The sequence below is a fragment of the Streptomyces amakusaensis genome (genome assembly GCF_039532665.1).
Lineage (GTDB): Bacteria > Actinomycetota > Actinomycetes > Streptomycetales > Streptomycetaceae > Streptomyces > Streptomyces amakusaensis.
Genome location: NZ_BAAASB010000012.1, coordinates 108,960 through 134,165, shown reverse-complemented (window position 1 = coordinate 134,165; position 25,206 = coordinate 108,960). Strand labels below are relative to the sequence as shown.

The following is a 25,206-nucleotide window of genomic DNA, read 5'->3' as shown; positions in this document are numbered from 1 at the left end:
TGCGACCGGTGCCGGGCCGGGGTGGCGCGTTCCTACGTCACACCAGCGCGCGGGTGGCACACCATCTGGCGAACCCTGGCGAACCCTGGCGAATGGCCGCCGCCCAGCTGAACACCCCCGCCGGAGGGCTACTGTCAACTCAGCCGAGAACCTGGGGGCTTGACGTGACCGGAGTACCCAACACCCGCCTGTACGACCTGTTCGGCCTCACCGGCTGGTCCAAGGGCGAACTCGCGAGACTCGTGAACCGGCAGGCGGCGGCCATGGGCCACCCCCAGCTGGCGACCGACACCTCGCGGGTGCGGCGCTGGATCGACATGGGGGAGACCCCGCGCGACCCCGTGCCCCGGGTGCTGGCAGCCCTGTTCACCGAGCGCCTCGGTCGTGTCGTGACCATTGAGGACCTCGGGTTCGTACGGAACGGGCGAGCGGGCAGGCGGAAGGAAGGGCAGGGCGCGGAGAACCCTGACGACCTGCCGTGGGCGCCCGACCGGACGGCAGCGGTCCTCACCGAATTCACGGGAATGGACCTCATGCTCAACCGACGCGGCTTGGTGGGCGCGGGCGCCGCGCTCGCCGCGGGAACAACGCTCAGCAGTGCCATGCACGACTGGCTGCAGACCGACCCCGCTCAGGGCGCCCCCCACACCGGGAATCCATCGCACGCCGACCCCGTGGGGTACGACCGCTACGAGGCGGCCCCCATCGGGTCCGAGGAGATCGACGCGCTGGAACGGTCCGTCGACGTCTTCCGCGCCTGGGACGCCTCCCGGGGCGGCGGGCTCCAGCGGAAGGCCGTGGTGGGCCAGCTCAATGAAGTGGGCGGCATGCTCGCCTACCGCCACCCCGACCATCTTCAGCGGCGGCTGTGGGGCGTCGCCGCCAATCTCGCCGTACTCGCCGGCTGGATGTCCCACGACGTCGGCCTCGAACCCACCGCCCAGAAGTACTTCGTCATCGCCGCCCACGCGGCCCGCGAGGGCGGCGACCGGCCCCGCGCCGGCGAGGCGCTCTCCCGCGCGGCGCGTCAGATGGTCCACCTGGGCCGGCCCGACGACGCACTCGATCTGATGAAGCTCGCCAAGTCGGGATCCGGCGACGAGACCCTGCCGCGCACCCGGGCGATGCTTCACACCATCGAGGCCTGGGCACAGGCCTCCATGGGCCAGGGGAAGGCCATGCGCCGCACCCTCGGAGAGGCCGAGGAACTCTTCGTCTCCGACAAGTCCGACGTACCGCCGCCCAGTTGGATGCAGATGTTCGACGAGGCCGATCTCCACGGCATGGAGGCACTGGCGTACCGCACCCTCGCCGAACACGAACCGGCCGCCGCCGGCATCGCCCAGGGCCACGCCAGAATGGCCCTGGAGCTGCGCGAGGGCGGACGGCAGCGGTCCAAGATCTTCGACTACATCTCGATGGCCTCCGCCTGTTTCATCGGGGACGACCCCGAGCAGGCCGACCGCTACGCCCGGCTCGCGCTGGTCTCGATGGGGGAGACCTCCTCGCATCGCACCTGGGACAGACTGCGGGAGATGTACCGGCTGACCGGGCACTACGCGGGGCACGGCAGAATCGACGACCTCCGCCAGGAGATCCTTCTCGCACTGCCCAACAGCCCGCTGAGGAAGCCGAGAGGAGCCATGGCCTAGCCCGGCTCCCCCTCTCCCGCACCGCCACCGGGGACGGCCTCTCTCCGGCCGTGCCCATCACCGATTGCCGGCTACCGGCTACAGACCGACCTTCACGGCCATCACACACGCTCCGCCCTCGCGACCCTTGACGCCGAGGCTCTCCACGATCACCCGTACGCACTCCTGGGCGTCATGCGCCCGGGCGAGCCGCGGGGCCAGGGCGAGCAGCCGGCCCGGATCGCAGTCGCCCACGGCGTCGGCGCGGGTCAGACCGTCGGTGTGCAGCACCAGCAGATCGCCGGGGAGCAGCCGGATGTCCGCCTGTTCGTACGAGGCCCCCGAGGCCGCGCCGAGCAGCACGCCGTCCGGCGGCGTCAGCGCGCGCCCCGTCCCGCCGCGGAACAGCAGCGGGGCGGGGTGTCCCGCCTGTGCCCAGGTCAGGGTGCGGCTCGCCGGGTCGAAGCGGCAGCACACCGCGCTGCCCAGGGCGGGCTGGGCCGAAGTCTCCAGGAGCTGGTTGAGATGTCCCATCAGCGCGCCCGGCGCGATGCCCGCGAGCCCCAGTCCGCGCAGCGCCCCCAGCAGCATCGCCATGGCCGATGTGGTGCTCACACCGTGTCCGGTGAGATCGCCGACGCCGAGCAGTGAGGCCCCCGAGGGCAGGGGGAACGCGTCGTACCAGTCACCGCCGATCACCGTGCCGCTCGCGGAGGGGAAGGAGTGGGCCGCGACATCCAGCCCGCCGGGCGTGTCCCCCGGGGAGCGCGGCGAACCGCGCCAGGGCTGGAGCACCGCCTCCTGAAGCTCCACCGCGAGCCGGCGCTCGGTGTGCTCGGCCCGCTGTCTGCGATGGAGCGATTCCCGGCTCTCCCGGACCGTCCGCTCGCTGCGGCGCAATTCGCTGACGTCGCGGAACACCGCCCACATGGAGGCCGTCGAGCCGTCGGCGTCCAGCACGGGCTCACCGGTCATATGGACGGTCCGCACCCGGCCGTCCGAGCGGACCATGCGGAACTCGCCGTCGATCGGCCGTCCGTCCACCAGACACCCGGTCACCAGCGAGGTGAGCAGCGCCTGATCCTCCGCGAAGACGACGGACGGCAGCTCGTCCAGGGTCATGGGGCCGCTCCGGCGGCTGCGTCCGAGGATCCGGTACAGCTCGTCCGACCAGCTCACCTCGTCGGTGAGGAGGTTCCACTCGGCACTGCCGACCCGGTTGAGCAGCGAGCCGGTGCGCTGGGCGCTGTCGGCGGTGTGCCCGGCGAGCGCGTCCGCGTAGGCGTCCTCCCCCGCGACCGGCAGCCCTTCCCTGAGCTGTCCCAGATGGGCCCCGAGGTCATCGAGCTGATGCACCGCCAGATCGCACAGCGCGCGCTGCCACCGGCCGTGCGGACCGTCCTCGTCCACCACGGCGTCCCGGCGGACGGCGTCCACATCGCCGCGCAGCCGACGCGTCCGGTTGATCAGAGCGTCGACGTCACCGCGCTCCGGCGGCTGCGATGCGGGACGTTCCGCGAACACATGGGACGGCATGTCGTACTCCGATACAGGCGTGGCCTCGGCCAGGTCTGAGACACGGTCTTAAGCAACGGTCTTGAGAAAGGGTCGCTACGACTCTCGCACAGGCCGGGAGGACCCGTAAGGGATTTGGCGACACTAGGCGGGGTGGTGCCCGGGTCATATGTCGTGGACGAACGGTCCACGGAGTACGGTTCAGGCCAATGTGCGCGGAGCGGTGTTCTCGCAGCTCGGCGGGGACATGCGCGGTTTCCGGATCCGGCGGGCCCCGGGCGTGGCGCGCCGGATCCGCCGACGCGCCCCGGGGAGGCCGTGCCGTCGTCCGGCGGGGGAAACGGTCCGTCACCCGGCCGATCGCCGGTGAGCTGGGGCTCCTCGTTCCCGCTGTACGCCGGTACCGTCCCGCGCCGGGCGCGCCGCCGCGTCATGGATCGGGCGACTCCGGTTGCCCGGGGTGTCTTCGGGAGGGGGATCGGGCCGTTGGCGCGGGCGTCCGGGGGAGGGAGAACCGGCCAAGGGCGCGCGCGGGGTGCTCTTTCGGGAAAGGACGCCCGAATGGCGGAGAATCGCCTGCTGTGAAGATGGCCGACGCGCTGACGGCGACACGGCTCACACCGGTGGGTCACGACCGGCCCCCGCCCCGCTCCCGGCCGCCTCCCGGCCGGCTTCCGGTTGCGGTGAACCTGGTGAAAGCCCAGGCCGGAGGCGGTTTTGGAGGCATTGTCAGTGGTGGGCGGCACCATGTGAACCATGACGAACTCTTCCGCCGCCCCCGCTCCCGCCGAGGCGAAGTCCGCCCCCTCGGTGCTGCTCGTCGACCCCCAGGCGTACGCGTCGGCGGTCGAGACCGCGGCACGGGCCGCCGCCGCGTACTACGCGACGGGCGAGAGCGCTCTGGACGACGACGCGTACGACCGGCTGGTGCGCGGTGTCGCCGACTACGAGGCGGCCCATCCCGGGGAGACGTCGCCCCACTCGCCGACCGGCAAGGTGGCGGGCGGCGCGGCGACCGGCGATGTGCCGCACACCGTGCCCATGCTCTCGCTGGACAATGTCTTCTCCGCCGAGCAGCTGCTGACCTGGACCGCCTCCCTGGAGCGCCGGATCGGCCGGCCCGTCGGGCGCTGGAGCGTCGAGGCCAAGCTCGACGGGCTCGCCGTGGCCGCCCGCTATGAACAGGGCCTGCTCTCCCGGCTGATCACCCGGGGCGACGGCACGGCCGGCGAGGACGTCTCCCACGCGATCGGCACGATCGTCGGCCTCCCGGACCGGCTCGCCGAGCACGTCACGCTCGAAGTGCGCGGCGAGGTGCTGATGACCGGCGAGCAGTTCGACGCGGCCAACGCCGCGCGCACCGCCCACGGCGGCGCGCCCTTCGCCAATCCGCGCAACGGCGCGGCGGGCACCCTGCGGGCCAGGGACCGCGAGTACCGGGTGGAGATGACCTTCTTCGGGTACGGCGCGCTGCCGCTGGCGGGCTCCGGCGACGGGCTCGCCGAGCGGCTGACCCGCTCCCCGCACAGCGCGCTCATGGCCTATGTCGGCGAGCTGGGCGTCCACACGGCCGAGGCCACCGCCGTCGCGCCGCGCACGGTTCTGGAGGCCGGGGCCCTCCAGGGCGTGATCGAGGAGATGGCGGCGCTCCGCGCCGGGCTGCCGTTCGGCATCGACGGGATCGTCGTCAAGGCCGATCTCGCCGAGGACCGGGAGGCGGCGGGATCCGGTTCCCGGGCGCCGCGCTGGGCGGTGGCCCACAAGCTGCCCGCCGTGGAGAGGATGACCACCCTGCTGGCCGTCGAGTGGAATGTGGGACGCACCGGGATCATCGCGCCGCGCGCCGTTCTGGAGCCGGTGGAGATCGACGGATCCACCGTCTCCTACGCCACCCTGCACAACCCCGGGGACATCACCCGCCGGGATCTCCGGATCGGCGACCGGGTGATGGTGCACAAGGCCGGGGACATCATCCCGCGGGTCGAGGCCCCGGTGGCGCATCTGCGCACCGGGGACGAGCTGCCGATCGTCTTCCCCGAGGCCTGCCCCCGGTGCGGCTCGGAGATCGACGGCTCCGAGCAGCGGTGGCGCTGTGTCCGGGGGCGGGACTGCCGGCTGGTGGCCTGTGTCTCGTACGCGGCCGGGCGCGACCAGCTCGACATCGAGGGGCTGGGCGTCACCCGGGTCGTCCAGCTCGTGGACGCGGGTCTGGTGGGGGACTTCGCCGATCTGTTCACCCTGACCCGGGAGCAGTTGCTGGACCTGGACCGGATGGGGGAGACCAGCACCGACAATCTGCTGGCGGCGGTGGAGGCCGCGAAGGGGCGGCCGCTGTCGCGGGTGTTCTGCGCCCTGGGGGTGCGCGGCACGGGGCGTTCGATGTCCCGCCGGATAGCCCGGCACTTCGCGACCATGGATCTCATCCGGGCCGCCGACGCCGAGGCGCTGCAACAGGTCGACGGCATCGGCGCGGAGAAGGCGCGCGTGGTCGTCGCCGAACTCGCGGAACTGGCCCCGCTCATCGACAAGCTGACCGCCGCCGGTGTGCGGATGAGCGAGCCGGGCGCGACCCCGCCGGCCCCGCGGTCCCCGGCGGTGACGGTGGTGGCGGGCGGGCCCGGGGCGGCGGAGGCCGCGTCCGCCGACGCCGACGCCGGTACCGAGGCTGAGGCCGGGCCGCTGGCCGGTATGACCGTCGTGGTCACCGGGGCGATGACGGGGGCGCTGGCCGCCCTGTCGCGCAATCAGATGAACGAGCTGATCGAGCGGGCCGGGGGGAAGTCCTCCGCCGGTGTCTCCCGGCGCACCTCGCTCCTGGTCGCCGGGGAGAACGCGGGGTCCAAGAGAGAGAAGGCCGAACAGCTCGGCACCCGTACGGCGACGCCGGACGAGTTCGCCGAGTTGGTCGGAGACTTCCTCGCCGAGTGATCCCCGCCCGGCTGATTTAGGTTAGGCTTGCCTAAATTCATAGGGGTTGTCCGGTGAGCGAACCGGACCGATGGGGAGGGGTTTGTCGTGGGTCATGGCTGGGAGGGCGTCGTACTCAAACTGATGCGCGGCAAGGACTTCGTCTTCACCGTGACCGGAAGCGAAGAGGTCACCGAACACTTCCTGCGCGTCCACTTCTCCGACGGCGGGATGCTCGCCCGGACCGGGGTGCACCCCACGATGTGGGTCCGGGTCTGGTTCGACAACGGCGCCAAGCCCCATCAGCGCGCCTACACCCTGGTCGACCCCGACCCGGAGGCGGGCACCTTCAGCATCGAGTTCGCCCTGCACGGCGGGCGCGCGGGCGACTGGGCCCGGGCGGCGCGCGCGGGCGACACCGTGCAGGCCACGCTCCAGGGCACCGGGTTCACCGCGCCCTCCCCGGCCCCGGCCCGGCTCTTCGTCGTCGGCGACCCGGCGTCCCTGCCCGCGATCAACTCGCTCCTCGGGGCACTGCCCGGAGTGCCCGCCACGATCTGGTTCGAGACCAGCCACGAATCGGACCCGCGGCTGCCGCTGCGGCTGGAAGCGGACCACCACGAACTGCGCTGCGTCCCGCGCCGGGACGGCGGGGCCCATCTGGTCGCCGAGGTGAGGTCGGCGCTGCCCGCCCTGCTGGACGACCCGGCCGGCGCGTACCTCTGGATCGCCTGCGACACGGTGACGACCCGCTCCCTCACCTCGTACGCCCGCAAGGAACTCGCCCTCCCCAAGGAGCGCGTCAACGCCCTCGGTTACTGGCGCGCGGCCTGACGCCCCGGCCCGTACCGGCCCGGCCCGCTTCGGGCTTCGGGCCGGGCCGGTACGGGCTCGGGAGGCGGCGGGTCAGCGGACCACCGGCAGTGTCACCGCGCTCACCCCGGTCCGCACGGTCAGCCGGGTGCCGGCCGGGTGGCGCAGGGTGAAGTCGTGGTCCGTCGAGATCAGCACCACGCCCAGCCGGTGCCCCTTCTTGAAGACGTACTCCTGCGGCTGCATCCCGAAGCGCAGCCGGTACTCGCGCCCCTCCGTCACCGGGCTCTGCCGGTCGATGGAGTGCCGGTTGCGGAGGTCCGCCCAGCCACGAGAGACGATTTTGAAGTCGGCGGTCTCCGTGCGGTGCAGGGTGCGCTGGGCGCAGCCGGTGTCGCCGGGCACGCCCTGTCCGTAACAGACCGGCGGCGAGCCGTCGGGCACCGTGCCCGCGACCGCCCGGGTGTCCCGGCCGTAGTCCACCAGCAGCGCCGTCACATAGGGCGAGGAACCGTCCAGCGAAGCCCGCACGGAGACCCGGGGGACGCCGTTGACCCGAAGGTCCTCCGTGAGCGGACCGGTGGTGTAGGCGAGCCGGTTGGGGTGCGCGGAGGCGGGGTCGGCCACCAGCGCCTCCGCCCTCACGGTGCGGCCCGCGTCCGTCATCGACTGCCGGACCGCACGCCCCGGCCGCACCCCCAGCCCGTCCGGATTCAGCCGCAGCGCCAGCTCCCGGGTGGAGCGGGCCGGCCAGTCGGACTGCCGCCGCCAGCTGAAGTCCGCCTGCTCGACCTCCACCGGTGGGGCGTCCAGGGCCCCGTTCTCCAGGCCGTACAGATGGTGGTCGAGCCACTGGTGCAGCTGCCGCAGCCACTCCTCCATCCGCAGCGGCATCGGATTGTTGTGCCCGGCCTGGTGCAGCCACATCCGGCGCGGCACATCGTGCTCCTTCAGCGCCTCCCACAACTGGCCGAAGTGCTGGGTCTTCACATTCCAGTCGTTGCCGCCGTGCACGGCGAACACCCCGGCCGTGATTCTGTGCGCGTCCTTCAGATAGTCCCGCTCGGCCCAGAACCGGCTCCAGTCACCGGTACCGCGCCCCTGCTCGGCCGTCAGCCGGTCCAGCACCGGCCCGCAGATCTCCCGGTCGGCCCGGCTGTACACGCCCTTGGCGAGGATGTCCGCGTCCTCGCCCTGATAGCCGCCGGGGGCCACCACTCCGCCGTTCGCCCGGTAGTAGTCGTACCAGGAGGAGATGCCGGAGATCGGCACGATCGCCTTCAGCCCCTCGACCCCGGTGGACGCGACGGCGGTCGGCAGCGTGCCGTTGTACGAGACCCCCATCATGGCCGTGTCGCCCGTCGACCAGGAGGCGCGGGCGGGACGGCCGTCCGGGTCCCAGCCCCGGGCCCGGCCGTTCAGCCAGTCCACGGCGGCCTTCGCGCCGAGCGTCTCCCCGCGCCCGCCGGAGCTGGGGCAGCCCGTCGAACCGCCGGTGCCGACGCTGTCGAGCTGCGCGACCGCGTAGCCGCGCGGCAGGAAGTAGTTGTCGTTGTACCCGGAGAACGGGGCCGACGGGCTGACCAGCCCCGGCAGCCGCGCCGTCTCCGGACCGACGCCGTGCTGCGGCGGAAGCCCGTCCTCGTCGATGTCCACGGGGTGGAACGGGACGTCGTTGCCGCCGCCCCAGTAGGGGCTGGCCTCGATGATCGTGGCCACCTTCAGCCCGTCGCCGGTCTCCTTGGGCCGCAGGATCCGCATCCGTACGGTGTCCCGCCGGCCGTCCTCGTCGCTGTCGGCCTCCGTCTCCACGTCCACCAGCTGGAACACGGCGTCGGCACGGGAGAAGACGGGCTGGGTGCTTCCGTCCGTGACGCTGAGCGCCGGGGCGGGGGCCGGGGCCGGGGCCGGGCGGGCGACGGCGGGCGCGGGCAGCGACCCGAGGAGACAGAGCGCCAGCGCGGGCACCCCCAGCCTCCGTACCGCACGGGCCGGGTGTGACGCGGAGCTTCTTGCCATCGTGCCTCCAGATCCGGAAGGTGAACGATCACGCGGGGGCGCGCGCACATTCCACCGCGTATCCGCGCCGCGCGCCAGACCCGCTTCTGGCAGCCTGTCGGGGCGACCGCCCCCACGGACCGGCGCGCCGACCGAATTCCACCGGACAGGGAGAGGCCATGACCACCACCCCGCACTTCACTCTGGCGAGCCTGGTCATCGACTGCCAGGACGCCCACGCCCTCGGCGATTTCTACGCACGGCTCCTCGGCTGGGAGGTGAAGGCCAGCGAGCACGACTGGGTCCATCTGCGCTCCCCCGACGGCGCTCTCGGCCTCTCCCTCCAGGGCGAACCGGAGTATGAGCCGCCGCTCTGGCCCGAGGAACCGGGGGCCCAGCAGAAGATGCTGCATCTGGACATCCGCGTCGACGACCTCGACCCGGCCGTCCGGCACGCGGTCTCCCTCGGTGCCACCGAGGCCGCCGCCCAGCCGCAGAGCGATGTCCGCGTGCTGCTGGACCCCGCCGGGCACCCCTTCTGCCTGTTCCTCGCCCCCGTGGAGTGACCAGCGGATGTAATACTCGCTCCATGAGTGCACATATGACCGACGCGGTACGGATCCGCCGGGCGACGGCCAAGGACGCCAAGCGCCTCACCGCCCTGGTGCGCGGCTCACGCGCCTATGAGGGTCCGTACGCCGCGATGGTCGCCGGGTACCGGGTGGGCCCCGACTACATCGAGGCCCACCCGGTGTACGCGGCCGTGGCCGGGGACGGGGCACTGCTCGGTTTCTACGCCCTGGTGCTGAGCCCGCCGGAGCTGGATCTGATGTTCGTCGCCGACCGCGCGCAGGGTCTCGGCATCGGCCGCCGGCTCGTCGGCCACATGCTCGGCGAGGCCCGCCGTGCCGGGCTCGACTCCGTACGGGTGATCTCCCATCCGCCGGCCGAGCGCTTCTATCTGAGCGTCGGCGCCCGGCGCACCGGAACCTGCCCGGCGAACCCGCCCGCGGTGGCCTGGGACCGTCCCGAACTGATCTTCCCGGTCGGCGCCGACGGCTGACGCCCGGTCCCGTGGCAGCATGCTCGACCGTGGAGAAGAGCGTGAAGAAGTACGAGAAGTACGAGGCGAGTCACGAGACACTGGCCGCCATCGCCGCCCGGCACGGGAGCACCGCCGAGGGGGTGCGGCCGATGCCGTCGGGGGTCGCCAACCGGGTCTATCCGCTGGGCGGAGAGCTGGTGCTGAGAATTCCCCGGACGGAGGAGTTCCTGCCCGACCTGGTCAAGGAGGCCATGGTCATTCCCGTCGCGCGGGGCGCCGGTGTGCGCGCCCCGGACATCGTCGCCTTCGACGACACCTGCTCGGTGGTCGAGGTGCCCTACATGGTGATGACCCGGGCCCCCGGAGCGGATCTCGCACAGGTCGAACTGCCCGCGGCGGAGGCGGAACGCGTCCATCGCCAAGTGGGGCGGGAGCTGGCCAGGCTGCACCGGGTCTCCCCGGGGGCGGCGGGCCTGGAGACCTTGCCGGCGGACGGCGGCGGCGGGGGAGACCCCTGGGCGCTGGTGGGCCGGCTGCTGGCGGAAGGGTGGCTCGACGCCGGGGCCTCGCGCTGGCTCAACGGGTGGTTCGACCGGCTGGCGGAGCGCCTTCCCGCCGATGCGCGGCAGGTTCTGGTGCACGGCGACATCGCCCCGCAGAACCTGCTCGTCTCCCCGGGCCGGGGCGAACTCACCGGCATCGTCGACTGGGGCGACGCCCAATGGGCGGACCCCGCGACCGAGTTCGCCAAGACTCCGCTGTCCCTCGTCCCGGCGATGCTCGACGGCTATCGGCGGGAAGCCGGCGAGGAGACCTCGGACAGCGCCCACTCCTGGGAGGCGCGAGTGCTCTGGTGCCATCTCGTCTGGGCCCTCGGCCGGCTGCCCGACCCCGTGCCGAGGCCCGGGGAGCGCCACTGGACCGCGCCTCCGGCCGGCCGGCTCCTGGGGCTTCTGCGCTTCTTCGCCTCGGAACCGCCTGCTCCCTGGGGTGAATTGGCTTGAATTGAGCGGAGTGGGGGTGCGGGGTCGAGGCGTGGATCATCACCGGGCGGTGAAGGTTCCGGTCGTCCCGCGATTTCTGTGATCTTGCGATGTCGGCGATGTGAACAAGGACGGCTTCGAGGATGTCGTCATCGGCGACTCGCGACCGAACACCGGCAGCGGGCCGCAGAGCCTCAGCGGCGAAGCCCTCCACGTCCCCGGCTCGGCGGCCGGACCGGACGCCGGCAGGCTCCAGACGATCCACCAGGACACCCCGGCACCCTCGGCACCGTCGCCGCCAACGGCCGGCTCGGCGCGGAGTACACCGTCTGACCGGACGGCGGCGGGGGCACGCACGGCCCCCGCCGCCGAAGGCGGGACCCTAGACCACCGCGCCCGAGCCGCTGCGGTCGCGCGGGCGGTCCGACCGGGTGCGGGGGCGGTCGGGCCAGCGGTGCTGGAGGCCCACGGCCAGGGGCATCGCGGTGAAGACGGTGGAGGCGATGCCCACCACCACCCCCGCCAGGAGCGCGACGGAGAAGTCCGCCAGCGAGTCCCCGCCGAGGAACGCGAGCGCGATCAGCACGAAGAGCGCGCCCATGCCCGTGTTCACCGTACGGGGCAGGGTCTGGGCGATCGCCCGGTCCGCCAGCTCCGGCCACTGGCCGCGCGGGGACACCCGCCGCAGCTCACGCAGTCGGTCGAGGACGACGACGGTGTCGTTGACCGAATAGCCGACCACCGTCAGCAGCGCCGCGAGGAACACACTGTCGACCGGTTTGCCGAGCCAGGCGAAGAGGCCCACCACCAACAGCACGTCCTGCACCATCGCGGCGACCGCGGCGGCGGCGAAGGTCCAGCGGAACCGCACGCTGAGATAGACGAGCTGCGCGGCGACCGCCACCGCCAGCGCGATCAGCGCATGGGTGCGCAACTCGTCGCCGAGGCTCGGACCGATCTTCTCGTCCCGCTCCACGGTCACCTTCCCGGCGACCTCGCCGAGCGAGGCCCGGATCTCCTCCTGCTGCTGATTGCTCAGCTCACCGGTGCGTACGGTGATGCCCCGGTCGCCCGTCGTCTGGACCACGGCGCGCGGGAACCCGGCCTCCGACACGGCCGCCCGGGCGGCGTCGGCGTCCACCGGCCGCTCGGCCGCGTACAGCACCTGCCGTCCGCCGGTGAACTCCACACCGAACTCCAGACCGCGCACCCCGATCCCGCCGAGCGCCAGCATCAGCAGCCCCAGACAGACCCCGAGCCACCGCCGCCGGTTCCGCATCAGCCGGGGCGGCTTGCGCTCCAGCCACTTCCGTACGCGCCCCTTCTCGGTCAGTCCGGTCAGCCCCGGCCGCCGCCGGACCGCCGTGCGGGCCACCGCCCAGTCGGCGAGCAGCCGGGTGATCACCATCGCCGAGACCAGCGAGGTCAGCACGCCGACGGCGAGGGTCACCCCGAAACCCTTGACCGGCCCGATCGCGAAGACGAAGAGCAGCCCCGCCGCGATCAGCGTCGTCACATGGGAGTCGGTGACCGCGCTCCACGCCTTCTCGAAACCGATCCGCAGCGGTCGCCGCAGATCGCCGGAGCGCTCGCTCTTCCGCAGCGCGGTCCGGGACGGGCCGAGGAGATACTCCTCCCGCGCGCGTTCGAAGACGAGGACGTTGGCGTCCACCGCGATGCCGATCGCGAGCACGAAGCCGGCGAGTCCCGGCAGGGTCAGCGTCGCGCCCATCGCCACGATCGCGGCGTACGAGATCAGCCCGTACAGCGCCAGTGCGAGGGTGGCGAGCGCTCCGACCAGCCGGTAGACGGCGATGATGAACAGCCCGGTGCAGATCAGCCCGATCACGGCGGCCATCGCGCTGGCCCGGATCGCGTCCGCGCCCAGCGTCGGACCGACCACGCTCTGCTCGACGGCCGTCACCGGCACGGGCAGCGCGCCGCCCTTGACCAGAGCCGCCAGATCGCGGGCCTCGGCCGCACTGAAACTGCCGGTGATCTGCGTCGATCCCCCGGTGATGCCCGATCCGCACGCCACCGAGGACTCCATGCCCGGCGCGGAGACGATCGCGTCGTCCAGCACGATCGCCACCCGCCGCGCCGGGTCCCCGACCGCCGCGCAGGCCGCCTCGCCGGTGAGCCGCGCCCACTCCTTGCCGCCGCCCCGGAAGGACAGATCGACCAGCCAGCCCCGGCCGCTCTGGCTGTCGAGGACCGCCTCGGCGTCCTTAACGCCCTCGCCCGTCAGCGCGGGCGGCGCGAGACTCAGAAAACTCCCCGGCACATCGGGGTCGGGCAGCACCCGGGAGCCGTCCTTCGCGGGGGCCTTCTCCGGCCCCGCCGTCGCCTCCCGCACCTCGTGGAAGGTGAGCTGCGCGGTGCGCCCGATGGCCTCGGCGGCCTCGCGCGGATCCTGCACCCCGGGCAGTTCGACGACGATACGGCGCTCACCGGAGCGGGCCAGCGACGGTTCGGAGACCCCGAGCGCGTCGACCCGCTGCCGCAGCACCTCCATCGTCCGGTCGGTCGCTGCCGCGTCGGCGCGGACGGTGGGCGAGTCCCGGGTCTCCAGGACGATACGGGTGCCACCCCGCAGATCGAGCCCCAGCCGGGGCGGCTGGGTCAGCGTGACCCAGAGGGATGTCGCGACGACGACGAGCGCGAACAGCGCACGCCAGAGCGTGGCACGAGAGGACATGGCAACTCCACGGGCAGCACGCGGACCGCCGTCGGGGCGGCCGCGGATACGTAAGGGACGCGGCGATCGCGCGCCGGCGCGCCCGTGGACATGCCACAGGGACGGGCGGCGGACGCCGAAGAGACCTCAGCTGCTCGTGGGGGAGGGCGGTCCCCGGGTGTGCCTCGGGCCGTGGACGGGCCGGGGCGGCGCACGCTCCTGCCGGGGCCCCGCCGACTCACGGCTGCCCGGCGGCGGGGCGTACGCGAAGGGGGCCGGGGCCCCGGGCGTCTCGGACACCAGGGGCGGACGGCTGCCCGGGTCGGCCGGGAGCACTTCCTGGACGGTGGCGGAGGGGGCCCGCCGCACCTCGGCCCGCAGCGACGCGGCCCGTGACGGAGCGTCCGTGCGGTTGGGCACGACCGGTGCCACGGAAGAGGCGGAAGCGACTGCTCCGGTGGCGGCGGCGGGGGCGGACCCCGCGAGCACCAGGAAGACCGCCCACACGCCCAGCAACAGCGGCGGCAAGGAGGTCGAGACCAGCAGACGCACACGCTGTCGCATCCGCCCGCCCCCCTGTGTCCCGGTCACGCCCTTCCGCCCCACCCTATGCGACGGCGGGCGCGGCCCGGCGGCGGCCGGAGTTGCGGGGGCGGCGGCGAGTGCGACCTCGCCGCCGCCGGAATGACCATCACCGAGGAGCGGAAGAAGAACGTCGACTTCTCCGTCCCCCACTTCGACGCCACCCAGGCCCTGCTGACCGCCAAGAAGAGCGGACTCACCTCACTCGACCAGGCCAGGAGCCGAGAGGCCAGACTCGGCGTCCAGTCCGAGACCACCGGCGAGAGCTACACCAAGGCGCGGGGCTTCGACCCCGTCGCCTTCGAGAGCGCCGACGCCGTGCTGAACGGACTGCGCACCGGACAGGTCGACGGGGTTGTCCTCGACCACCCCGTCGTGCAGGGCTGGCTCAAGGACAGCCGGAACGTCTTCCTGGACGGCGGGGTCGTCGTCGAACAGGGGCCGGCCGCCCGGGTCGTGGGGGACCCGAGGCACGAGCGGACGAGGGACTTCCTCGACCGGGTGCTGAACCCGGCCGCCGCCGCCCGGCCACCGGAAGGCGGCGGGCCGGACGGCTGAGGAGCGGGCCCGGCTCAGCCGCAGCGGTAGTCGAAACGCGCGGTGGAGCGGTGCTCCGAGGGGGAGACGACGCGCAGCTCAGCCCCGGCCCGGTACCGCCCGGGGCCCTGGAACGACCACAACAGCCGCAGCCGCGCCTCCTCCTGGCCGTGGGCCAGCTTCTGCCGCAGCCGTCCCGACGAGGTGCCGTCGCTGCGCACCCAGCGGTACACCAGGGTGCCGGACTGTCCGTTGGTGTCCACCACCGCCACCACCTCCGCCGTGCCGCCGCAGTCGAGCGAGGCCGCGACGGCACGGACGGACACGGCCTCCACGGCGATCGGCCGGCCGTAGCGCTGCCACAGCAGGAGCGCGAGCACGACCGCCAGCACCACGGCGGCCGGGGCGTACCGCCGTACCAGCCGGCGGAGCCGGCCGGGGCGGGGCGGGCCGTGCCACACACCGGCGGCGACGGCTGCCGCCGTCGCGGGATCGGCGACGATCCGGCTCCGGGCGGAAGCGGTCACCCCGGGGCCGAAGCGGCGCAGCTCGCCCTCCTCCCTCGGGCGGGGGACCGGACCGGCCGGGACCGGAGCGGGGGCGGGAGCGGGAGCGGCGGGACTCTCCGGAGCGGCGGCTTCGGAGTCCGGACCGGCGAACCAGTGGCTGCCCAGCGCGGTGGCGCGGTAGCCGTCGTCGTCGGCCGGGGCCGGGGCGGGTTCTCCGGCGGCGCGGTCGAGTGGGTCCCTCACTGGTCCGAGCACCCCCGGGGGATCTGCTGCCAGGGGCTGCCGTTGGCCGCGCGCGGGTCGGTGGCCGCCCGCACCGCGAGATAGCAGCCCTCGCCCTCGAAGAGGTGCGAGGGGGTGAGGACATAGCGCCGGGAGCCGCCCCGGTCGAAGATCTCCGTCCCGTCCAGCGTGCCCGGTTCGCCCGCGATGCGACCGGTGTACCAGCTGACGAGCACGCTGACCGGCCCCGTCCCGTCCGTCACCACCTCGATCGTCACGGTCGCCCCGGGGCCCCGCCGCGTCCGCCGGAGATCGGAGACGGTCACCGACTTCACCCGTACCGGGGGAGCGGCCGACGGCGTCGGGGAGGGCGAGTCCGAGGCGCTCGCGGTGGGTCTCGCCGTGGGACCCGTGCCGGGTCCGGTCCCGGGAGAGGACGAGGACGGGGCCGGGGCGGCGGAGGAGGGCTTGGGCGAGCCGTTCTCCGCCGGGGGGACGGCGGGCCCGGGCCGTGGCGTCCGGGAGGCGGAGGGGCGAGTTCCGGGGGTACGGGACCCGGAGGAGTGCGCCGCGCTCCGCGACGGGGCCGGGGCCGGGGCCGGGGTCGTGGGCGGGCTCGCGGGGCCGGCCGACGGCCGGGAGCCGGAGGCCGCCGGGGCCGAGGGCGAGGGCTCCGGTCCGGGCCCGCCGTCCGGCCGCGCGCCGGTGGTGGTGAGGGCCCGGGCGTCGGTACGGGAGGGTCCGCCGTCCGGCTCCGCCGCCACCACCAGGCCGAACAGCAGCACCGCGACGATCAGCGCGGCCAGCAGGGACCCCGATGCGGAGAGCGCGAGCCGCAGCCTCCTCGGCAGAGCGGTCCAGGTGCGGGGGTGCAGCCGGCCGCCCAGCGCCCGCCACGCCCCGACGGCCACCGCCGTACGGCCGAAGACGGTGCCCGCCCGGTCGGTGGCGGAAGCCGGCTCGCCCCCGGCCGACGGGAACAGCAGCGGCAGCAGGGCGGCGAGCGCGGCGAGCCGGCGTCTGCCCCGCTCCTCCCAGTCCGGCCCGTAGGCGGCCAGGGCGATCCGCTCCAGCTCCGCCACGAACACCGCGGCGCTCCGCACCCGTTCCCGGGGCGACTTCGCCAGTCCCCGCAGGACCAGGGCGCGCACCGGCTCCGGGACGTCCTCGACGGGCACAGGCGCGTTCATGTGCTCAAGGGCCAGCTCGGCGATGTTCTCCCCGGTGAAGGGTTTGCGGCCGGTGAGGCACTCGTAGAAGGTCACCGTCGCCGCGTACACATCGGCCGAGGGGGAGACGGGCTCCCCCTGCCACTGCTCCGGGGCCATGTACGAGGGGGTGCCCGCGACCTCGGGCGCGGAGCCCAGTCCGGCGGCGATGCCGAAATCGGCCAGTCTGGACGAGCCGTCCGCCGCGATCAGGACGTTCTCCGGCTTGTAGTCGCGGTGCACCACCCCGGCCCGGTGCGCGTCGGCCAGCCCCAGCAGGGAGCCCTTGAGCACGGCGAGGGCCGCCTCGGGCCCGGTCGCCCCCTCCTGCCGCAGCAGTGCGCGCAGGGCGATGCCCTCGATCAGCTCCATCACGATGGCCGCGCCGTGCGGCCCTTCGACATACTCGTACAGACCCACCACATGAGGGGAGGCCAGCTCTCCGAGCAGCCGGGCCTCGCTCCGGAAACCCTGGACGAAGACGGGGTTCGTCCGCAGCCGCTCGCTCAGATACTTGATCGCCACCGGGACGCCGGTCCCGTCGTGGACGGCGAGCACCACCCGCCCGCTCGCCCCGGACCCCAGCTCCCCCTTCCCGGACTCCGTGTACCCGGGCACCGCCCATGTGTTCATCCCGCCCCCTTGGGCCTTGGGCCACAGACACGGCGGACACCACACGCCTGCCGCAAGGTAGCCCACCCGCGTGCCCCGGCAGGAGACGCGATCGCGCCGACTCCAGAGCGTTTCAGAGCGCGTTTCGGACAGAGGGCGAAGGGCAGAGGGAAGCCCCCGGCTGGACGGGGGGATGACCAGCCGGGGGCGGCAAGCGCGGACACGGAGGGCGGTCGCCTCTCGGCGAGGGCTCCCTGAGGTTCAGGGGCCAAGGGCAGGGCCCGGGGACACTGTCCCCTCCGTAGCCGCACTACGGTCAACGGCCCATGGTCCGGAAATGTTCCGGCATGTCCCCCATATGGCCGTGACATGTGATGCGGGCGGGGCGTTGACAGCGTCCGGGCCCGGCCCTAGCTTGATGAGTCCCAGATGATTCGAAAATCATAGAACAATCGAAGCCTTGGGGGACGTGTGACACGCCATGGAGTGACGATCCCGCTCAGCACCGTGCCGCTGTCCGAGCACCGGCGCGTCGTCGAGGAACTCCCCGACCTCGGCTACACCGACGTCTGGACCGGCGAGGCGGCCGGCCGCGACGGATTCACCCCGCTCGCGCTCGCCGCCGCCTGGTCCCCCTCCCTGCGGCTGGGGACCGCCGTGGTGCCCGTCCAGACCCGGGGCCCGGCGCTGCTGGCGATGACGGTGGCGACCCTGGCGGAGGCCGCGCCCGGGCGGGTCGCCGTGGGCGTCGGCTCCTCGGGGCCGCCCTTCGTCACCCGGATCAACGGCATCCCCTTCGAGCACCCCTACCGCCAGGTCCGCGACACCGTGCGCTTCCTGAAGCGGGCGCTGGCCGGAAAGCCGGTACGAGGGGTCTTCGACTCCTTCACGATCGAGGAGTACCGGCCCGCCGTCCGCCCCGACCCCGCGCCGCCCGTCCTCGTCGGCGCGCTCCGCCCCCAGATGCTCCGGCTCGCCGCGCGCGAGGCCGACGGGCTGGTCACCAACTTCCTCGCGGTACGGGATCTGCGCCCGGTGCTGGCGGCGATGGGCCCCGGGGGCGCGGGCAAGGAGGTGGTCGCCAGGATCTTCGTCTGCCCCACCCGGGACGTCGGCCACGCCCGGGCCCGGGGCCGCGCGCTCCTCGGCCCGATCCTCAACGCCCGTACCTACTCGGCCTTCCACTCCTGGCTGGGGCGCGGCGAGGAACTGGCGGCCTCCCGCCGCGCCTGGGCGGCGGGCGACCACCGGGGGGCGTGCGAGGCGGTGCCCGACGCGCTGGTCGACGAACTCCTCGTCCACGGCAGCCCCGAGCGGTGCCGCGAGCACGTGGCCCGCTATGCCGGGGCCGGAGTGACCACACCCCTGCTGGCGGTGGTGCCCGCACCGGAATTCGGCGCGGGCCCGGACGCGATGCTCGCCGCGCTGCGGGCCCTCGCGCCGCTGGACTGAGCGCCGGCCAACTGCCGGTTGCCGGCGGCCTTGTCGGCACACTCTCCCGATTCTATAGTTCTATTACTCGCGAACCTTTGAAGTTATGGCCGTTCCAGGCTCACCAGGAGGCGATGTGTCCCGGCTCAAAATCGAGGTGGACCCGGCGGACGCGGGGCTCGGCGCGGACCGGCTGCGCCGGCTCGACCGGGCCCTGGCCGCCTATGTGGACGACGGACGACTGCCCGGCTGGCAGCTCGCGATCACCCGGCACGGCCGGGTCGCGCATCTCGCCGAGTACGGAGCACGGGACGTCGAGAACGGCCTGCCCGCCGAGGGCGACACCCTCTACCGGGCCTGGTCGATGACCAAACCCATCACCTCGGTCGCCGCCATGATCCTCGTGGAGGAAGGACTGATAGGGCTTCAGGACCCGATCGACCGCCATCTCCCCGCCTTCGCCGGGGTCCGGGTCTATCGGCACGGCCCGGTGGACCGCCCGGTCACCACCGCCGCCGCCGAACCGATCAGAGTGCGCCATCTGCTCAGCCACACCTCAGGACTGACCTACGGCTTCCACCGGGCCCACCCCGTGGACGAGATCTACACCAGGAACGGCTACGAATGGGCCACCCCGCCCGGCCTCGACCTCGCCGCCTGCTGTGAGCAGTGGGCCTCCTTCCCGCTCCTCTTCGAACCCGGCACCGCCTGGAACTACGGAGTCTCCAGCGATGTCCTGGGCCGGCTCATCGAGGTCGTCTCGGGGCAGAGCCTGGCGGAGTTCTTCGCCCGGCGGATCCTGGAACCCCTCGGCATGCACGACACCGGATTCCAGGTGCCGCCGGAGAAGGCCGACCGGCTCGCCGCCTTCTACACGGTGAACCCGGCCGACGGAAAGGCGGTCCGCGCCGACGCACTCGGAGCCGCGGCGCTCCACCGGCCCGCCGCGCTCTCGGGCAGCGCGGGCCTGGTGACGACCCTCGCCGACTACCACCGCTTCTCCCAGATGCTGCTGGGCGAGGGGAGCCACGAAGGCGTCCGCGTCCTCGGCCCGCGCACCGTACGGCACATGCTGCGCAACCATCTCCCCGGCGGGGCCGACCTCCAGAGCGTCGGCCGCCCCGTCTTCTCGGAGATGCCGACGGCCGGAGTGGGCTTCGGCCTCGGATTCGCCGTCGTCGACGATCCGGCGCGGGCCGGAGTCCTCGCGAGCCAGGGGGAGTACGGATGGCACAGCGCGGCCGGAACGGTCTTCTGGGTCGACCCGGTGGAGAAGCTCACCGTGCTCTTCTTCACCCAGCTGATGCCCTCCAGCGCCCATCCGCTGCACGGACGGCTGAGGCAGCTCGTCAATCAGGCGCTCGTCGACTGATCCGCGAGGCACTCCCTAGCCCACGTCGAGGATCTTGCCCACCAGCCGGGTCAGGGTCCTGCGCTCGGCGGGCGTCAGCGCCTCGAACGCGCGGTCCAGCAGGGCCGGCACCCCGCTCTCCGCCTCGTCCAGCGCCGGGCCGGCCTCCGCGGTCAGCGTCACCGCGTACGCCCGGCGGTCCCGGGGGTGCCGCTCCCGCCGGACCAGCCCCGAATCCTCCAGGCCGTCGATACAGCCCACCATCACACTGCGGTCGATGCGCAGCTGCTCACTCAGCTCCTGCTGGGAGCTGGGGCCCACGTCCTTCAGCATCTTCAGCACCAGATGCTGCGCCACCGTGAGCCGATGGCCGGACAGCTCCTCGTCGATCGCCCGCGCCACCAGCGTGGTCGCCCGGCACAGCGCGATATCCGGTCGTTCCTGGGCCAGTTTGGAGAAATACTGCTCCCGCCCGGACCCCGTCTGCTGCCTGCTGGGCGAGGTACGGCGGGAAGGCTGGGTGACGGTCATGGCTGCTCCTCGTACGGGGTCATGGACGGCGGATCACCCGGCTTGTCCAGATCGTCTCTCTCCAGAACGTTTTTCCTCAGTCTAACGTCGGTTCCCGGAAGCCGACGGAACGGAAGGTTCTCCATGTGCAACCCACAGACCGTCGCCGCTTCGGGTCCGTCGCGGCCGGAGCGCGGTCCGGCCGTCCCGGCCGCCCCGGCCGAGACAACGAAGACGGCGGAGACAGCGCCGCACGGCGGCACGCGGGTGCGGATCCCCGGCGGCACGGTCCGTGACCTCACCCATGTCGTCGGCCCCGACTGGCCCGTGTTCGACCTCTATGTGCGCCCGATGGAGATCAAGCCGCTGGCGAACATCGCCGAACACGAGTACAACGCCCTGGAACTCACCTACAACGAACACATCGGCACTCATGTCGACGCCCCCCGCCACTTCGACGACGACGGCCTCTCCGTCGAGCGGATCCCGGCGGAATCGCTGATCGCGCCGCTCGCGGTCGTCCGGGTCGCCGAGCGCGCGGCCCGTGACCATGTCACCGAGCTGACCGTGGACGACCTGCTCCGCTGGGAGAGCCGCAACGGCCGGATACCCGACCGGGCCGTGCTCGCCGTGGACAGCGGCTGGGCCGCCCGTATCGACACCCCGGGAGCCTTCCTCAACTTCGACGAGAAGGACGGCATCTACCGCTTCCCCGGGATCTCGGTGGAGGCCGCCGCCTTTCTCGTCGAGGAGCGCTCGGTGGTGGGCGTGGGCGTCGACTCGCCCAGCCTGGACCCCGGTTCGCGCCCCGCCGACCCCTATACGCACCGGGTGCTGCTGCCCGCCGGGAAGTACGGCATCGAGTGCCTGGCGGGGCTGGACACCGTCCCCGACGCCGGGGCCGTCGTCGTCGTCGGAGCCCCCCGCCACACCGGGGGGACCGGCGGACCCGCCCGGGTGCTGGCGTTCCTGTGACCCGCGCACCCGTGCGCCCCCGTACCCCGCACCCCGTACACGCTCGCCCGTTCGTACCGTCCGAGGCCAGGGAGGCCGGCTCATGAGCACATCCCCCACCGCAGACGCCGCCGCGACCGACGACCGCGGGGAGTGGAAGCGGGAGCGCTACCGGGACGGCGTCTTCAGCCACGCCGTCTCCACCGAGCGGGAGCGGCTGAAGCTGCTGGAGTCCGTACTCGACCACCACACCCGGGCCCGCTTCGAGGGCCTCGGGCTGAGGGAGGGGCACCGGGTGCTGGAGGTCGGCGGGGGCGGCGGCTCGGTCGCCCGCTGGCTCGCCGGGCGCGGGGCCCGGGTGACCGTCACCGATCTGGACACGGCCTTTCTCGACGAACTCGCCGACGACGGGGTGCGGGTGCTGCGCCACGACGTCTACACCGAGGACTTCCCGCCGGGTTCCTTCGACTTCATCCACGCCCGGTATGTGGTGATCCATCTGCCCGACCCGGAGAAGGCGCTGGCCCGGATGGCCCAGTGGCTCGCCCCCGGCGGGGTGCTGGTCGTGGAGGAGCCCGCGTTCTTCCCGGTCAAGGACTCCCCGCACCCTGCGTACCGCAAGGTGATGCGGGCCTTCCGCGAGAATCTGGAGAGCGCGGTGGGCACGGACACGGAGTGGGCGCGCGCCCTCCCGGTGCCGTTCGAGGGCAAGGGGCTGACCGGCATCGGCCATGACGCCCGCCTCCAGCGGATCACGGGCGGCGACGACGAGGCCCTGTGGTGGCGGCTGACCCTGGAGCAGTCCAGGGCGGCGGTGGTCGCCGCCGGCCTCGCCTCGGACGAGGACTTCGAGGCGGCCTACGCGGAGCTGACCGACCCGGCCTTCCACGATCTGTCGCTGGCCGTGTTCACGGCCTGGGGCGTCAAGGACGGCCCGGTCTGAGCGCGCGGAAGAGCGCCGTACCGGCCGGTCGGGGCTGGTACGGCGCTCTTCCGCGCGCTCAGCGGCGGGGTACGGGCGACATGGGAGGTACGGGGGAGGAGGGCCGGGTCACCAGGTGACGGGCAGGCTCTCCGGCCGCAGGGTGAGCAGTCCGCCGAGCCATCGCACCTCCTCGGGAGGCACGGCGAGCCGCAGCGTGGGCAGCCGCCGCGCCAGCACGCCGAACGCCACCTGCAGCTCCATCCGGGCCACCCCCGCGCCGGGGCAGTAGTGGGTGCCGTGGCCGAACGCCACATGCACCGCGTCGGAGCGGGTGATGTCCAGCTCCTCGGGCCGGCCGACATGGCGGGTGTCGCGGCCGGCGGCGTGCATCACCGGGATGACGCCCTCGCCGGGGGCGATCCGGGTGCCGGCGATCTCCAGCTCCTCGGTCGCGATCCGCAGGAAACCGATCTCCGACGGCGGTGCGTAGCGCAGCAGTTCCTCGGTGGCGGCGGTCACCAGCTCCGGGTCCTCGGTCAGCAGCCGCCACTGCCCGGGGTGGCGCAGCAGCTGGTAGAGCGAGCGCACCACGGCTCCGACGGTGGTGTCGTGCCCGGCCACCAGCAGATTGATGCCGAGCCAGACCAGCTCGCGCTCGCCGAGCCGGTCGTTGTCGTCGTCGCGGGCGGCGATCAGGGTGCTGAGCAGGTCGTCGCTCGGGTTCCTCCGCCGCTCGGCGATGAGTCCGGCGACATAGGCGGCCGACTCCTCGCGGGCGGCCAGCCGTTCCTCGGGGGAGTGGGCGGTGATGCTGACGAGGGCCTCGGTCCAGCGGTGCAGCCGGTCCCGGTCCTCGACGGGGGCCCCGACCATCTCGCAGATCACCCAGACGGGCAGTACGGCGGCGAAGTCGTGGTGGAGGTCGGCGGGGCGCGGCCCGGCCTCCAGCCGGTCGATCAGCTCATGGGCGATCTCCTCGACCCTGGCCCGCCACTTCTCCGCCTTGCGCGGGGTGAAGGCGGGGGCGATCAGCCGGCGCAGCCGGGCGTGCTCCGCGCCCTCCTGGTTGAGGAGGTTGTACGGGTTGTCGGAGAAGTCCTCGCCCTTCACCGTGCGCACCGCGCCCGGCTCGCGCAGCGCGGCCCGGGAGAGTCTGCGGTCCGCCATGGCGGCCACCACCTCGTCGTACCCGGTGACCAGCAGCGCGCTGTCCCCGCTGGGCAGCCGGACACGGCTTATGGGGCACTGGGCGCGCAGCGCGGCGTACTCCTCGGGGGGCTCGGCGAACGGGCCGACGGGGAAGGGGTACTGCGGCAGAGTCGGGCTCGGGGCAGGGGCAGGGGCAGGGGCAGGGGCAGGGGCAGGGGCAGAGGTAGAGGTAGAGGTCGGGCTCGGGGTCGGGTCTGTCATCGGGTGGCTGCCTCTCCGGTGTCGGGGACGGCCCGGACGGCCGCCCGGGCCTGCGCGGGGGTGGTGCCGGTCAGCCGCTCCGGCGGCCCGGGCGGCGCGGGGGCGCGGGACCCCGCCAGCAGCCGCATCGCGGGCCGCTCGACCAGGGTGTGCAGCGCCCAGGAGATCAGCAGGGCGAGGGCGAGGGCCGCCGCCAGCAGCCCGGCGGCGGCGGGGGCGGACCAGGTCCGGCCCTCGCCGAGCAGCCGGTGGCCGTGCTGGAGCAGCAGCCGGTGGACGAGGTAGAAGGCGAACGACCACTCGCCCGGGCGGACCAGGGCCGGGCGGGCCAGGAAGGAGCCCCGGCCCTCGGAGTCCCGGCGGGCGACCGCCGCCACGAGCAGTCCGATCGGTACGACGGTGGCGCTGGTCAGCCCGTACAGGAAGGGCAGCCGCAGCGAGAGCGCGTACCCGGCGGCGAGCAGGACCAGCGCGGCGGGGACGCCGCCGGGGAGGGCGGCGCGGCCGGCGAGGACCGTCCGGGCCAGCAGGATGCCGAGGCCGAACTCCAGGGCCCGGCCCACCGGGAGGACGTACACCAGCCAGAACTGCGCGACGGATCCGGAGCCGAAGGGCAGCGCCTCGCCGGCCGGCAGCAGCTCGGAGAGGAGGGGCAGCGCGGGTACGGCCAGGGTCGTGCCGGCCGTCCAGAGCCGGAGCCGTCCGGGCGGGATCCGCCGTACCGCGCCGATGAGGAGGGGGAAGGCGAGATAGAAGAACACCTCGCAGGAGAGCGACCAGCTCACGTCGTTGAGGCTGGAGAAGACGGCCCGGTCGGGCACCCAGGTGTGGACGAGCAGCAGATTGGGGACGGCCTGGCCGGCGGTCGCCGGAGTGCCCGCCCAGGCGAGGAGGGCCAGCGCGGCGGCCCAGGTGAGCAGGTGCAGGGGGTAGACCTTCGCCGCCCGGCGGCGCCAGAAGCGGACCGCCGTGTCCCCGGGGCGGGCGGACCAGGTGAGGACGAATCCGCTCAGGACGAAGAAGAAGCTGACGCCCAGCCACCCCGCGTTCGCCACCAGCCCCGCGTACGCCGCGTCGAGGCCGCGGTCGGCGAACGGCGATTCGAGGGAGGCGTGGAAGGCGAAGACGGGGAGGACGGCGATGAAGCGCAGCCCGGTGAGGGAGGGCAGGCGCGGCCGGTTTTCGGACAGAGGCATGGGTGTGCTCCCGGACGTGGGAACCGGTCAACTTTTATTGTTCGAAAACAATCGAAGAGTAGGGCCGGGGTGGCCCCTCCGCAAGGCCGGAGGCTTTGTGTTTACCGCAAGATTGTTTGCTGCCAGATGATTTCGCTGCTACTTTCAGGGCACATCACTGGTGAGCAGACGGATGTCTGACGGATCGAAT

19 protein-coding genes and 1 pseudogene are annotated in these 25,206 nt (G+C 73.2%); 11 read left to right on the top strand and 9 right to left on the bottom strand.

What is annotated here, in order from left to right:
• Nucleotides 1-164: 164 nt before the first annotated feature.
• Nucleotides 165-1,652, top strand: coding sequence for a DNA-binding protein NsdB (locus ABD371_RS21970; protein WP_344479414.1), 1,488 nt, complete (start codon nucleotides 165-167; stop codon nucleotides 1,650-1,652).
• 78 nt (nucleotides 1,653-1,730) lie between these two features.
• Here the strand turns inward: ABD371_RS21970 and ABD371_RS21965 are convergent, their stop codons facing one another.
• On the bottom strand, nucleotides 1,731-3,167 hold the full coding sequence (locus ABD371_RS21965) for a PP2C family protein-serine/threonine phosphatase (protein WP_344479412.1): 1,437 nt from the start codon (nucleotides 3,165-3,167) through the stop codon (nucleotides 1,731-1,733).
• Between the two features lie 735 nt (nucleotides 3,168-3,902).
• Between ABD371_RS21965 and ligA the strand changes: the two genes are divergently transcribed.
• Nucleotides 3,903-6,074 (top strand): NAD-dependent DNA ligase LigA, encoded by a 2,172-nt coding sequence (gene ligA / locus ABD371_RS21960; RefSeq protein WP_344479410.1) that lies wholly within the window; start codon nucleotides 3,903-3,905, stop codon nucleotides 6,072-6,074.
• Between the two features lie 87 nt (nucleotides 6,075-6,161).
• Entirely contained in the window at nucleotides 6,162-6,887 is a 726-nt protein-coding gene (locus tag ABD371_RS21955; RefSeq protein WP_344479409.1) for a siderophore-interacting protein, read from the top strand.
• Between the two features lie 72 nt (nucleotides 6,888-6,959).
• Here the strand turns inward: ABD371_RS21955 and ABD371_RS21950 are convergent, their stop codons facing one another.
• On the bottom strand, nucleotides 6,960-8,885 hold the full coding sequence (locus tag ABD371_RS21950) for a Xaa-Pro dipeptidyl-peptidase (RefSeq protein WP_344479407.1): 1,926 nt from the start codon (nucleotides 8,883-8,885) through the stop codon (nucleotides 6,960-6,962).
• Nucleotides 8,886-9,043: 158 nt separating this feature from the next.
• Here ABD371_RS21950 and ABD371_RS21945 point away from each other — a divergent pair, with 158 nt between their 5' ends.
• From ABD371_RS21945 to ABD371_RS21935, 3 genes are read left to right on the top strand one after another with little or no spacing between them, the layout of a single operon-like run.
• Nucleotides 9,044-9,430: a VOC family protein gene (locus ABD371_RS21945; protein ID WP_344479406.1), complete on the top strand. Its 387-nt coding sequence runs from the start codon at nucleotides 9,044-9,046 to the stop codon at nucleotides 9,428-9,430.
• A 23-nt stretch (nucleotides 9,431-9,453) separates the two neighbouring features.
• A complete protein-coding gene (locus ABD371_RS21940) occupies nucleotides 9,454-9,927 on the top strand; it encodes a GNAT family N-acetyltransferase (protein WP_344479404.1) in 474 nt (157 codons plus the stop codon).
• A gap of 29 nt (nucleotides 9,928-9,956) precedes the next feature.
• Nucleotides 9,957-10,913 (top strand): phosphotransferase family protein, encoded by a 957-nt coding sequence (locus ABD371_RS21935; protein ID WP_344479403.1) that lies wholly within the window; start codon nucleotides 9,957-9,959, stop codon nucleotides 10,911-10,913.
• Between the two features lie 361 nt (nucleotides 10,914-11,274).
• On the opposite strand, the gene secD is transcribed toward ABD371_RS21935, so the two are convergent.
• Both secD and ABD371_RS21925 read right to left on the bottom strand, forming a co-directional pair.
• The gene (gene secD, locus ABD371_RS21930; protein ID WP_344479401.1) at nucleotides 11,275-13,590 is read right to left on the bottom strand and encodes a protein translocase subunit SecD; all 2,316 of its coding nucleotides are present in this window, start codon (nucleotides 13,588-13,590) and stop codon (nucleotides 11,275-11,277) included.
• 126 nt (nucleotides 13,591-13,716) lie between these two features.
• Entirely contained in the window at nucleotides 13,717-14,133 is a 417-nt protein-coding gene (locus tag ABD371_RS21925) for a hypothetical protein (RefSeq protein ID WP_344479400.1), read from the bottom strand.
• Nucleotides 14,134-14,226: 93 nt separating this feature from the next.
• Here ABD371_RS21925 and ABD371_RS21920 point away from each other — a divergent pair.
• Nucleotides 14,227-14,709 (top strand): annotated as a pseudogene (locus ABD371_RS21920) (transporter substrate-binding domain-containing protein); the annotation flags it as partial.
• A gap of 14 nt (nucleotides 14,710-14,723) precedes the next feature.
• Here ABD371_RS21920 and ABD371_RS21915 read toward each other — a convergent pair.
• Complete coding sequence (locus ABD371_RS21915) at nucleotides 14,724-15,440, bottom strand: hypothetical protein (RefSeq protein WP_344479398.1); 717 nt, start codon at nucleotides 15,438-15,440, stop codon at nucleotides 14,724-14,726.
• Nucleotides 15,437-17,260: a serine/threonine-protein kinase gene (locus ABD371_RS21910; RefSeq protein WP_344479397.1), complete on the bottom strand. Its 1,824-nt coding sequence runs from the start codon at nucleotides 17,258-17,260 to the stop codon at nucleotides 15,437-15,439. Before ABD371_RS21910 ends, ABD371_RS21915 begins: the two co-directional genes overlap by 4 nt.
• A gap of 465 nt (nucleotides 17,261-17,725) precedes the next feature.
• Here ABD371_RS21910 and ABD371_RS21905 point away from each other — a divergent pair, with 465 nt between their 5' ends.
• Nucleotides 17,726-18,691: an LLM class F420-dependent oxidoreductase gene (locus ABD371_RS21905; protein WP_344479395.1), complete on the top strand. Its 966-nt coding sequence runs from the start codon at nucleotides 17,726-17,728 to the stop codon at nucleotides 18,689-18,691.
• Nucleotides 18,692-18,806: 115 nt separating this feature from the next.
• Nucleotides 18,807-20,042, top strand: coding sequence for a serine hydrolase domain-containing protein (locus ABD371_RS21900; RefSeq protein WP_344479393.1), 1,236 nt, complete (start codon nucleotides 18,807-18,809; stop codon nucleotides 20,040-20,042).
• 15 nt (nucleotides 20,043-20,057) lie between these two features.
• Here ABD371_RS21900 and ABD371_RS21895 read toward each other — a convergent pair whose 3' ends face one another.
• Nucleotides 20,058-20,552 (bottom strand): MarR family winged helix-turn-helix transcriptional regulator, encoded by a 495-nt coding sequence (locus ABD371_RS21895; protein WP_190122945.1) that lies wholly within the window; start codon nucleotides 20,550-20,552, stop codon nucleotides 20,058-20,060.
• A gap of 123 nt (nucleotides 20,553-20,675) precedes the next feature.
• Between ABD371_RS21895 and ABD371_RS21890 the strand changes: the two genes are divergently transcribed.
• The gene (locus ABD371_RS21890; RefSeq protein ID WP_344479391.1) at nucleotides 20,676-21,506 is read left to right on the top strand and encodes a cyclase family protein; all 831 of its coding nucleotides are present in this window, start codon (nucleotides 20,676-20,678) and stop codon (nucleotides 21,504-21,506) included.
• Between the two features lie 82 nt (nucleotides 21,507-21,588).
• Nucleotides 21,589-22,428, top strand: a complete 840-nt coding sequence (locus ABD371_RS21885) for a methyltransferase domain-containing protein (RefSeq protein WP_344479389.1) — start codon at nucleotides 21,589-21,591, stop codon at nucleotides 22,426-22,428.
• 108 nt (nucleotides 22,429-22,536) lie between these two features.
• On the opposite strand, the gene ABD371_RS21880 is transcribed toward ABD371_RS21885, so the two are convergent.
• Entirely contained in the window at nucleotides 22,537-23,820 is a 1,284-nt protein-coding gene (locus tag ABD371_RS21880; protein ID WP_344479387.1) for a cytochrome P450, read from the bottom strand.
• Nucleotides 23,817-25,016, bottom strand: coding sequence for an acyltransferase family protein (locus ABD371_RS21875; protein WP_344479385.1), 1,200 nt, complete (start codon nucleotides 25,014-25,016; stop codon nucleotides 23,817-23,819). The genes ABD371_RS21880 and ABD371_RS21875 overlap by 4 nt, the downstream gene beginning before the upstream one ends.
• Nucleotides 25,017-25,206: the final 190 nt, after the last annotated feature.